At 45.8% G+C, this 11254-nt stretch carries 9 protein-coding genes; 7 read left to right on the forward strand and 2 right to left on the reverse strand.

Annotated elements, in window-relative coordinates:
• The first annotated feature begins 288 nt into the window (after positions 1 to 288).
• Positions 289 to 1254 carry a hypothetical protein gene (locus A3854_RS01030; RefSeq protein ID WP_141081815.1) on the forward strand — a complete coding sequence of 322 codons (966 nt, stop codon included), beginning with the start codon at positions 289 to 291 and terminating at the stop codon, positions 1252 to 1254.
• Between the two features lie 87 nt (positions 1255 to 1341).
• Here the strand turns inward: A3854_RS01030 and tupA are convergent, their stop codons facing one another.
• Entirely contained in the window at positions 1342 to 2160 is an 819-nt protein-coding gene (gene tupA, locus A3854_RS01035) for a tungstate ABC transporter substrate-binding protein TupA (RefSeq protein ID WP_084040943.1), read from the reverse strand.
• Positions 2161 to 2232: 72 nt separating this feature from the next.
• Here tupA and tupB point away from each other — a divergent pair, with 72 nt between their 5' ends.
• The 6 genes from tupB (at position 2233) to fdh3B (ending at position 8662) form a co-directional block, all read left to right on the forward strand.
• Positions 2233 to 2925, forward strand: coding sequence for a tungstate ABC transporter permease TupB (gene tupB, locus A3854_RS01040; RefSeq protein WP_084040945.1), 693 nt, complete (start codon positions 2233 to 2235; stop codon positions 2923 to 2925).
• 93 nt (positions 2926 to 3018) lie between these two features.
• A complete protein-coding gene (tupC, locus tag A3854_RS01045; protein WP_084040947.1) occupies positions 3019 to 3972 on the forward strand; it encodes a tungstate ABC transporter ATP-binding protein TupC in 954 nt (317 codons plus the stop codon).
• Positions 3973 to 4273: 301 nt separating this feature from the next.
• Positions 4274 to 4999, forward strand: coding sequence for a TorD/DmsD family molecular chaperone (locus A3854_RS01050; protein WP_084040949.1), 726 nt, complete (start codon positions 4274 to 4276; stop codon positions 4997 to 4999).
• Entirely contained in the window at positions 4986 to 5162 is a 177-nt protein-coding gene (locus A3854_RS01055) for a twin-arginine translocation signal domain-containing protein (protein WP_084040950.1), read from the forward strand. The genes A3854_RS01050 and A3854_RS01055 overlap by 14 nt, the downstream gene beginning before the upstream one ends.
• Positions 5163 to 5208: 46 nt before the next feature.
• Complete coding sequence (locus A3854_RS01065) at positions 5209 to 8019, forward strand: formate dehydrogenase subunit alpha (protein ID WP_257639852.1); 2811 nt, start codon at positions 5209 to 5211, stop codon at positions 8017 to 8019.
• Between the two features lies 1 nt (position 8020).
• Positions 8021 to 8662 (forward strand): formate dehydrogenase FDH3 subunit beta, encoded by a 642-nt coding sequence (gene fdh3B, locus A3854_RS01070; protein WP_084040953.1) that lies wholly within the window; start codon positions 8021 to 8023, stop codon positions 8660 to 8662.
• Between the two features lie 197 nt (positions 8663 to 8859).
• On the opposite strand, the gene A3854_RS01075 is transcribed toward fdh3B, so the two are convergent.
• The gene (locus A3854_RS01075; RefSeq protein ID WP_257639848.1) at positions 8860 to 11103 is read right to left on the reverse strand and encodes a molybdopterin oxidoreductase family protein; all 2244 of its coding nucleotides are present in this window, start codon (positions 11101 to 11103) and stop codon (positions 8860 to 8862) included.
• Positions 11104 to 11254: the final 151 nt, after the last annotated feature.

Consider the following 11254-nt stretch of genomic DNA (forward strand, 5'->3'; position numbering starts at 1 on the left):
TAAAATTTAATATATAAAAATTGGAATTTATACAAATTATATAAACTATTTGGAGTATAAAATGAAGATTCAAATACTAACTAAACGCACTTGCTTTTTGAGAGATGAAAGTTTTTGTATAAGCAAAATAAGCGAGCCGAGAAGTTTTGATGAATTTGACTTTAATATAATAGATTTTAATGATGGTAAGCTCTGGAAATCTGATAAAAGGAAAAGTATATGTTTGGACATTAAAGGATTTGCTAGCTTATTATCAGAAATACTTAAGGAAACTAAAAAAGTAATACTTTGATAATAATGCCACAAAATATAACAACAGAAGAAATTAGTGGCGATGGCTGGACAATAAGTATTTCCAATATAAAAATATCTAGTATAATCCAATATTTTCCGGATTCTTTATCGCCAATGATACGTAATTTTCCAACTATCAGATATGAAAGAAGTGTAACTAAAATAGATGATTACACATTCTTATCTGATTTTGTTTTTGATGAGTCTATACACAGATCGTTAAAAAAATCAAACGGCGGAAAAAATGTTATATTGGAGATTAATGGCGTATATATAACAACACTAGACATAAAAGACAATAATGCGGCTCGCGCGGTTCTTTATTTTATATTGTCTAAATATCAGAAGTCTGTAGCTCCGGAATGGATAAACAATATAGAGCATTTTAGTAATATAAGTTATTTGAGTGAAAAAGATGAAATATTAAAACAACTTGATGTATTAGAAAAAGAAATATCTAAAAATAATAGATTTAAATCAATCCTATATTCAATAGGAGATGAGCTAGTTGGTGTAGTGAAGGAAATTTTAGTAGATATTTTCAAGCTAAAAGACAGTCATTTTACAGATGTGAAAAAAGAAGATTTTAGATTCGAATTTGAAGATGTTAACTTTATGGTAGAGATAAAGGGAATAAATACAAACGTCAAAAATAGCAATATAGCACAGTGCAAGAAACATGTAACTGATTTAATAGCCGAAGACGATACCAAGTCTCCTGGCAATGTAAAAGGCCTGCTAATAGTTAACCCTCAACGCGACATAGAGCCTGGCAAAAGGGAGCCGATACATGCCAATCAAATAAGCTATGCAAAAAGTGAAGGTATATTAATAATAACGACTTTAGAATTACTAAAATTATATCAAGCATACACTAAAGACGAAGTTGTTAGTAATAAATGTTTTGAGACGTTTAAAAATAACGTCGGAGAGTTTAAATTTGAAGAAGAGGCAAAATAAATTTTGATTTATAAAAAGGGCGCAAAGCGCGCCCGAATCACGCAATTTTAAGCCATAAATTCGACTCAAATTTGCGCGTAAATAAAATTAGTTTTTGCGAGTATTCGCGTCAGGCGTGAAAAGTGGCTTATCTAGCAGCTTAAAGTTGCCGATAAATTTCTGACCCTCTTCGCTCGTCGCCCACTCTATAAATTTATTTGCGTTTTCGATGTCGGCCTTAGCGCAGTGCTTCGGATTTACCGCGATTAGCGAGTAGAAGTTCTTTAGGTCGTTGTCGCCCTCGTTGATGATGACCATCTCAGGCGCGCCTTTTTTGGTGTCCTCGTACTTGATGTAGGTGCCGCGGTCGGTGAACGTCACGCCCTTTTGCTCGGCTGCAGCGTTGATGGTAGCTAGCATGCCTTGGCCGGTTTGCATATACCAGCTGTCTTTTTCAGGCACTTCGCCGATGATTTTTTTCCAGATACCTTTTTCTTTGTTGTCAGTGCCTGATTTATCGCCGCGAGAGAAAAATTTGATATTCTCTTTTTTGATCAGCTCAAAGCTCTCTTTTATGTCTTTGCCTTTAAATTTATCGGCGATAGATTTATCGGCGATAACGACGAAATCATTGTACATTACGGCTTTTCTCTCGACGCCAAAACCTTTTTCTACGAATTCTTTCTCAACTTTTGGCGAATGCACGAAAAGTATGTCCGCATCGCAGTTTTCGCCAAGTTTTAAAGCAGCGCCCGTGCCTACGGCGGTCCATTTGATATCGACGCCGGTTTTTGCCTTATACGCAGGGTAGATCGCGTCTAGTAGCCCCGTGTTATCGGTGCTGGTGGTGGTAGCCATGATGAGTTCGCTATCGCCCGCAAACGCCAAAACGCTCGCGATTAGCGAGCCTAATATTACTTTTTTCATTTTTCTCCTTTTTTAAAAGTATGCTATTATAGCATATTAAATTAACCATATAAACATACGGAGAAATAATATTTGGACTTTCTACTAAACGGATTCTTAGAGGCCTTTAGGCTGCTTTTTAGCGGCGATGAGGAAACGTATTCGGCGATCAGGGCGACGCTTTACACTTCGAGCGTTTCGATATTTTTTACGATTTTAGTCGGTTTTCCGCTAGGCTTTACGCTGGGATTTTACGATTTTAAAGGGCGCAGGATTTTGAGACTGCTCAGCGATACGGCGCTTGCGATGCCCACCGTTGCGATCGGGCTTATTTTATACGCATTTATCACGCGAAACGGCCCGTTTGGCGAGTTTGGACTGCTTTTTACGCTAAAGGCCGTGATGCTCGGCCAGTTCGTGCTGGCTCTGCCTATCATCGTCTCGCTAAGCGCTAGCGTCGTGGAAAATATGGACAAAAAACACTATCTAACCATCCTAAATTTACGCCTGAGCGCGCCGCGGCTAGTGGGCTGCGTGCTTTACGAGCTAAGATACGCTTTGATGGTAGTCGTAGCGACGGCGTACGGGCGTATCGTGGCCGAGGTCGGCGTGGCGATGATGATCGGCGGAAATATCAAATACTTTACTCGCACGATCACGACTGCGGTGTCGCTGGAGACGAATAAGGGTGAGTTTGCAATGGGTATAGCGCTGGCTTTGGTACTTATCTTTATCGCATTTGCCGTAAATTTGACGATACACGCGCTAAAAAGGCTGGATAAATGAAATTTGATAAAATTAGAAATTTTACGCTCGCAAAATGCGCTCTAGGCGCGTCAAATTTGAGCTTTTTTGTAAATTTAACGAGAAAGGCGCAAAGTGATAAACGTTAGAAATTTACGCCTAAACTACGGCGCGAGCGAGATTTTAAACATCCCGCACCTTGATATCGACGTTAGTAAAATCACCGCGCTAACGGGCAGCAACGGCAGCGGCAAAAGCACGCTGATGCGAGTAATGTCGTTTTTACAAAAGCCCACTAGCGGCGAAGTGCGGCTGTGGGGGAGCAGCGCGCCGAGTCTAAATTTACTGCGCGACGTTAGCATTTTGTTGCCCGAACCGGCACTTTTAAAACGCTCCGTGAGGGAAAATTTTAGAGCCGTTTTAAAAAGCCGCGGAGTGCTAGCGGAATTTAACGAAAGGGCGAGCGAGGCGTTAAATTTGGTCGGGCTTGACGAGAGCTTTTTGAACAAGCGCCACTTTGAGCTTAGCTCGGGACAGACGCAGCGCGTTAGCTTTGCGTTAAATTTGGCGCTTAGATCGCGGCTTTATCTACTCGACGAGCCGACAAATAGCGTGGACGTGGGCACCTCAAAGCTTTTCGGCAAGGCGGTGCTTTATATGCGGCAAAGATACGGCTGCGGCTTTGTGATCGCTAGCCACGACGACAAATGGCTAAGCGCGGTCGCCGAAGAAAACGTCTTTTTACACAAGGGCCGCGTGTGCGAATTTGAGTACAAAAATATTTTTGACACGCATGGCGGGGTTTTAAAATTTGACGAAAACGCGAACGTAAATTTGCCGCAAAATTTACGTAATGCCGTAAAAATCGCCGTAAATCCAAGTAAAATAACGCTAAGCAAAACGCCGATAGAAGGCTACTTAGGCGGCATCTTGCACTCGGTTTCGCTCTATCTTGGCAAAGATCTTTTGGTAAAAATCAAAATCGGCGACTTTTTGATAAAAACCCTGGCGCCTAATTCGCAAAATTTTAATGTCGGCGAGAGGATTTATTTTAAATTTGACGAAGGAGCGTTTTTGGGGCTTGAGTGAGCCCCGAAATTTTGCAAATTTCGCTCCTGATTTTAAATTTAGGCTCGTTTAACGCCCGTTAAAATAGCCGAGTTAAAAGTAAATATCAAAATGAAGCGTAAATGCAATATATATGCTGAAATTTCATATTTATTTTACCTCCTAAAATTCGCCGTAAGCAATATGCAACTAAGGCATATTTAAGTATATATTAATTTTTTTGATTTATTTTTTTTTAAGTATAAGAAATAAGCCAAAAAGTAGTATAGTTTCACAATCGAGAAAAATCTCAAAAAATAGACAAAAATGATAAAGGAAGGCGATGACTAGCAAGGGCGAATTTGCGGCGGGACGTGGGCTTTACTACTCGCTATTTTCGCGTTTTTTTGTTTTTAGCCAAGAAGCCGATAGATTTAGCGGCGTAAACGCGATGCTAGGCCTTGCCTCGGCGCACGCTCTAAACGAGGAATCGGCCGCCGCGATAATGCGCATACAGGCAAAATTCGACGAGAAAAATTCGCAAAATTTAGCGGATGAATTCGATGAAATTTTCCACGCTCTGCCAAGTCCGCTCAGAAACTCGCTATCCTACTACGACGAGGGCTATGAGGTCGGACACGCCTGCGCAAAAGTGCGTAAAATTTTAGCCCGCACAGACATTAGGCGCGACGAGGCTAAATTTAAAGAAAACGAAGACAACGTGGGTTTCGTGTTTGCACTAATGAGCGAATTTATCGCGAGAGAGAGCGAGCTGGAGCTATACGGCGAGCTTGAGGAGCAGCTCTTTAAAGAGATCATAAATCCAAACATCGACGAGTTTATAGAGAATCTTTTTAATCACGAAAGCAGCGAAATTTACAAAGACGTAGCGGTACTTCTGCAAGGATTTATAGAGTTTGAGCGCGTAGTTTTAAACGCGCCTCGTCCTATAAATCAAGGCGAAAACAAAAAGACCTTGGACGGAGTTTCAAGATCCGAGGCCATAAGAAGGCAAAAAAACCGAGTGAGAAAGCTAAAAGCTATGGAGGAAGAAAATGCAAAAAAATAGGCGAGAATTTTTAAAAAAGGCGGGGCTAGTCGGCGCGGCAGCGGCTACGGCCGGAGTAGCGACGGCAGCGGCGTCAAACCTAAAATACGGTAAAAGCAAAAAGACCGAAGTGCTTTATAAAAGAAGCAAAAACTGGGATCTATACTACGAACAAGCGAAATAATAAAATTTAAGAAAGGATGAATATGTCTGAGGCAAATTTACGTCTTATGCCCCACTCAAACGCAGTCGGGCGAAGATCGTTTTTAAAAATGGCCGCGCTAGCAGGCGTAGCGGGCGGCATGAGCGGGCTGGCTGCTAGCGGCGTAACTAGAAGTGCCACAAAAGAAGAAATGGCAAATCCGTTTCCAAACTCTAAAATCGTAAAAACCGTTTGTACGGTTTGCTCCGTTGGATGCGGAGTGCGCGCCGAGGTAGAAAACGGCGTTTGGGTACGCCAAGAAGTAGCCCAAGATCACCCGGTAAGCGCGGGCGGCCACTGCTGTAAGGGCAGCGACGTCATCGATATGGTGCGCTCTCACTGCCGCGTGAAATACCCGATGAAAAAAGTAGGCGGCAAATGGAAACGCATCAGCTACAAAGACGCGCTTGACGAGATCGGCGCCAAACTAAAGGCGTATCGCGAGAAAAACCCTGAACAAGTGATGTTTCTAGGCTCTGCAAAAGACAGCAACGAGCAAAGCTACTACATCAGCAAATTTTCCGCGATGTTTGGGACGAACAACCTAGATCACCAAGCTAGAATTTGACATAGCGCAACAGTCGCCGGTGTGGCGAATACGTGGGGTTATGGAGCTATGACTAATCACCTTGGAGATATCCAAAACGCGAAGTCTATCTTTATAATCGGCGCAAATCCGGCTGTAAACCACCCGGTAGGATTTAGGCATTTTCTAAAAGCGAAAGAAAATAACGGCGCGAAGCTGATCGTGGTCGATCCAAGATACACGAGAACTGCGGCTAAGGCTGATTATTTCGCTCAAATTCGCCCAGGTACGGACATACCTTTTATGTATGGCATGATGAATCTCATCTTTGAAAACGGCTGGGAAGATAAGAAATTTATAGAAGACCGCACATACGGTATCGATGAGATCCGCAAAGAGGCTGCAAAATGGACGCCTGAAGTGGTAGAAGACGTAACCGGAGTACCGGCTGCGACGCTAAAAGAGATAACCGAAGTTTTTGCAAAAAACCGCCCTGGTTCGGTCGTTTGGGCGATGGGTCTAACTCAGCACACCATAGGTAGCTCAAACACTCGTATCGCTCCGATCCTGCAACTAGTACTAGGAAATATGGGCGTATCAGGCGGCGGCTGCAACATCCTGCGCGGTCACGACAACGTCCAAGGCGCTAGCGATATGGCAAACGCGCCCGATAGCTTGCCTGGATACTACGCTAAAAACGAAGCCACCTGGAAATACTTCGCTAAGATGTGGAAAGTAGACTACGAGTGGCTACAAGGAAATTTCGTAAAACCAGAGTGGATGTTTAAGCCGGGATTTACCCTAGCTCGCTGGTGGGCTGGCGTACTTGACGGTAAAAACGGCAATGACCCGGTTGAAAACGCAGGCGATAGCCTAAAAGCGCTAATCGTCATCGGCAACGGTATCACCTCGACAGCTCAACAAGTAAAAGTTCAAGAGGGTCTTGACGGCCTTGAGCTTTTGGTACTGCTTGATCCTTTTGTAAACGACGCCGGCGTTATAACAAATAAAAAAGATGGCGTCTATCTACTGCCTGCGGCGACTCAGTTTGAGGGTAGCGGCACGGTCGTAGCCACAAACCGCAGCGGCCAGTGGAGAAGCCAGGTCGTAGAGCCTTTGTTTGAGAGTATGCCCGATCACGAAATTTTATTTGAGCTAGCAAAGAGAATAGGCTTTTACGACGAGCTAACTCGCACGATCAGAGACTCCGAGGGTAAGATCGAGTGGCCGGAGGCTGCTACTCGCGAGATCGCTAGCATCGTAAAAAGCATCGGCCTAACTGGCTGGACGCCGGAGCGTCTAAAACGCCATCAGGCTAACTGGGATAAATTTGACGAAAAAACGCTAATGGGCAAAGAGGGCACCGAGGTAGCGGGCGAATACTACGGCTTGCCGTGGCCTTGCTGGACGGAAAAACACCCTGGCAGTCCAAATTTATACGATATAAGTAGACCGGTAATGCAAGGCGGCATGGGCTTTAGAAACCGCTTCGGCCTAGAGCACAACGGCGTAAATCAGCTAGCCGCCGACGGTAGCGCGCCTGTAGGCGGCGCTCAAAGCGGCGGATATCCGGAGATCAAAAAAGATAACATCGAAAAGATACTAGGCATCAAGCTAACGGATGAAGAGCGCGAAAAAATGGGCGCTACTTGGGCCACGGACGGTAGCGGTATAATCGCAGAAAAATGTATGGAAAAGGGTATTGCACCGTACGGCAACGCAAGAGCTAGAGCGGTAGTTTGGACCTTCGTCGATCAGATACCGCAGCACAGAGAGCCGCTACATACGCCTCGCCAAGACCTTGCGCAGAAGTATCCGAGCTTTGAGGATAAGCCGAATCACTACCGCGTATTTACGAAATACAAGAGCTTGCAGCTAAGTAAGGACTTCTCGAAAGAATTCCCGATAAATTTGACTACGGGACGCCTTGTAAACTTTAGCGGCGCGGGTATGGAGACACGCGCTAGTATGTATCTATCGCGTATCACGCCTGAGATGTTTGCGGATATCCATCCTGAGCTTGCGGCTAAACACGGCATTAATAACTGGGATTTCGTATGGATTCATTCGCCTGAAGGCACGAAAATCAAGGTACGAGCTAGAGTCGTACCGTCGGTCAAACTAGATACTATATTCTTGCCGTTTCACTGGGCTGGATACATGCAAGGCATCGATATGACTGGTAATTTCCCAGAAGGCACCAAGCCTTATGCGGTAGGCGAGAGCGCAAATACCGTCGCTAACTACGGCTACGATATAGTCACTCAAATACCTGAAACCAAAAGCGGTCTATGCCGCATAGAAAAGGCGTAAAATGAGCGAATTTAACGATAATAATAGACTTAAATTTTACTGCGACGACGATAGATGTATCGACTGTAACGGCTGCGCGGTGGCTTGCGACGAGGCTCACGAGCTGCCTCTTGGTATCCGCCGCCGCCGCGTCATCACGCTAAACGAAGGCGTACCAGGTAAGGAAATTTCAACCTCGATAGCCTGCATGCACTGCGAGGACGCGCCGTGCTCGCTGGTTTGCCCGGTTGATTGCTTTTATATCAGGAGCGATGGTATCGTACTACACGACAAAGATATCTGCATCGGCTGCGGATACTGTCTATACGCGTGTCCGTTCGGTGCGCCTCAGTTCCCGCGCGAGGGAGTTTTTGGCGCCAAAGGTTCGATGGATAAGTGCACGATGTGCGCAGGCGGTCCGCTACCGACGAATAGCGAAGCCGAGCGCGAAGAGTACGGCCAGGATAGAATTTCCGAAGGCAAAGTGCCGGTTTGTGCGGCGATGTGCTCGACAAAGGCACTGCTAGTAGGCGAATCTGCAATGATAGAAAAAATCTACGGCGATAGAGTCAAGGCTCGCGGCTACGGCTTTAAAGACCTAAAACAAACTCTGACCTGGAAGCTCGCCTACTATGCTGGCGATAGGCTTAAAATAAAATCTTAAAATTTAGCTCGCTCTTGCCGAGATTGCGGGAGCGAGCAATCTCATCAAATTTGACGCGGTTTGTCTGCGTCAAATTTGACTCATGCTTCTTTGATTTCATTAAATTTTACATGGGTAGTTCGTCAAATTTGAATGCGGGTAAATTTAAAATAAAAATGGATAAATTTAAGTAGAAAGGGCGGTCTCCCGCCCTAAATTTACGCTCTAATAGGAGACAAATACGGATTTGCCGAGTGCATCGACATCTCGTTTTGCTCTCTAAATTTGATAAATTCCTCTTCGCTTAGACGCCTGATATTTGCTATCGTCATCTTTAGCGGCGTGATGCCCGAGAGCGGATCTGGATCGCCCGCGTTTGCTAGCTCGTTACCGTCGGCCTCGCTGTAGTGGAAGGTCGTAAATATCGTGCCTTCTTTTAGATCCGGATTTACGCGCAGTTTGGCGGCGATCTGGCCGCGTTTGTTTTGTACGAGCGCGTAGCAGCCCTCCTCCAGCTCCCTCTCGCGAGCGATATCGGGACTTACCTCGATGAGCGCGCCCTCGATACCCGCGCCGTATTCAAGAGCCGGACACTCTCTAGTCATCGTGCCGGTGTGGTAGTGATAGACCTTGCGTCCTGTCGTAAATAGGCACGGATATACCTCGTCTGGCACCTCGCTAAGCGCGCCGCTACCGACTGGGTAGCCCTCTGGGATATTCATCTTGGCTCTAAATTCGGCCTCGGCCTTTGCGCGCCCCTCTTTATCGTCTAAGTAAAGCACCGGCGCAAAGCGGAATTTACCGCCCGGCAGCATGGACTTGTGATCGGAGTAAAGTACCGGCGTGCCAGGGTGTTCCTCGTCTGGGCACGGCCAGCTGATACCTCCTAGCTTGCCTAGTCTATAGTAGCTGATACCGCCGAAAAATTTAGGCATAAGCTCCCTTAGCTCGTTCCAAATTTGCTCAGGGCTCGCAAAATCAAACCCCTCTAGTCCCATGCGGTTTGCGATGTTGCAAACGACCTTCCAATCAGGCTCCACGCCGTTAACGGGCTCGCTAGCTTTGCGAGTGCGTTGGACGCGGCGAGAGGTGTTGATAAAGGTTCCGTCCTTCTCGCCCCAGCCCGCGGCAGGTAGCACCACATCGGCCTTGTGCGCGCTCTCGGTAAAGAAAAGATCCTGCACGATAAAGCAGTCTAGGTGATGTACGGCGTGGACGAAGTGCTCGGTCCAAGGGTCGCTCATTACGGGGTTTTCGCCGTAGACGTAGAGGACTTTTAGCTCGCCGCTATCCATTTTATCGGGCGCTTGCGTTAGCTTAAAGCCAGGAACCGGATTTAGCTCAAAGTGCCATACTTTGCGCGCTTGCTCCTGCGCATAAGGGCTGTTTACCGCTCCTGCCGGGATGACGTTAGGCAGCGCGCCCATATCGCATGCGCCTTGGACGTTGTTTTGACCGCGCAGAGGATTTACGCCAGCGCCCTTTTTGCCTAAATTTCCGGTTAAAACGGCTAAATTTGATAGCGAAAAGACGTTTGACGTACCGTCGCTAAACTGCGTGATACCCATCGTGTAGCAAATCGCCGCCGCGCCTGCTTTAGCATACATTCTAGCTGCCTCTATGATGAGCTCTTTTTTTATACCGGTTTCGCGCTCGAAACGCTCGGGCGTAAAGTCCTTAACCGCTTCTTTTAGATATTCAAATCCCTCGGAGTACTTCTCGATAAATTCGCTATCTTGCAAATTTTCGGCGATTATGACGTGCATCATCGTGTTTAGCGTTTTGATATTCGCTCCGATCGGGATTTGCAAGAAAATATCGGCTTTTTTAGCCATATCAGTGCGCTTTGGATCTATGACGATCATCTTGGCGCCTCGCTGAAGGCCGCGCTGCATCTGCATAGCGATGATCGGGTGGCACTCGCTCGTGTTTGTGCCGATGAGTAAAAATACGTCCGTATCGGTCGCAAATTCGACTAAATCATTAGTCATCGTTCCGTTTCCTAGCGTGCTGGCAAGACCTGCCACTGTAGGAGCGTGTCAAAGACGGGCGCAGTGATCTACGTTGTTGCTGCCCTGGGCGCGGAAAAATTTCTGGAAAACGTAGTTGTCTTCGTTATTTGAGCGCGCGGAGCTAAAGCCCATGATCGAGCTTGGGCCGTATTTTGCGACGGTGGATTTAAATTTATCCGCGAGAAAATCATAAACCTCCTCAAAACTCACTTCTTCAAGCTCTCCGTGCTTGTCGTAGACGCCGTTTAGCTTTCTCATCATCGGACGGCTTAAGCGTTTAGGAGAGTTTACGAACTCCCATCCGAACATTCCTTTTAAGCAAAGCTCGCCGTCGTTTACGTGGTGGTCTTTGCTAGGTTTGGCATCTACGATTCTACCGTTTCGCACGATAAGATCGATGCCGCAGCCCGTACCGCAATATGGACAGGTGGTCTTTACGATCTCTTCCATTTTTGATCCTTTCTGGTATTACTGAAAATTATGAGATTATTATACAACTGCAAATGTAAATTTAGTTTTAAAATTAGTATATTTTTTTAAGAATTATTTAAGTAATATGCAAATTTAGCATATTACTCTTTTGGCTAAATTTGTCTTTAAA

Source organism: Campylobacter concisus (genome assembly GCF_002092845.1).
GTDB classification, from domain to species: Bacteria; Campylobacterota; Campylobacteria; order Campylobacterales; family Campylobacteraceae; genus Campylobacter_A; species Campylobacter_A concisus_AQ.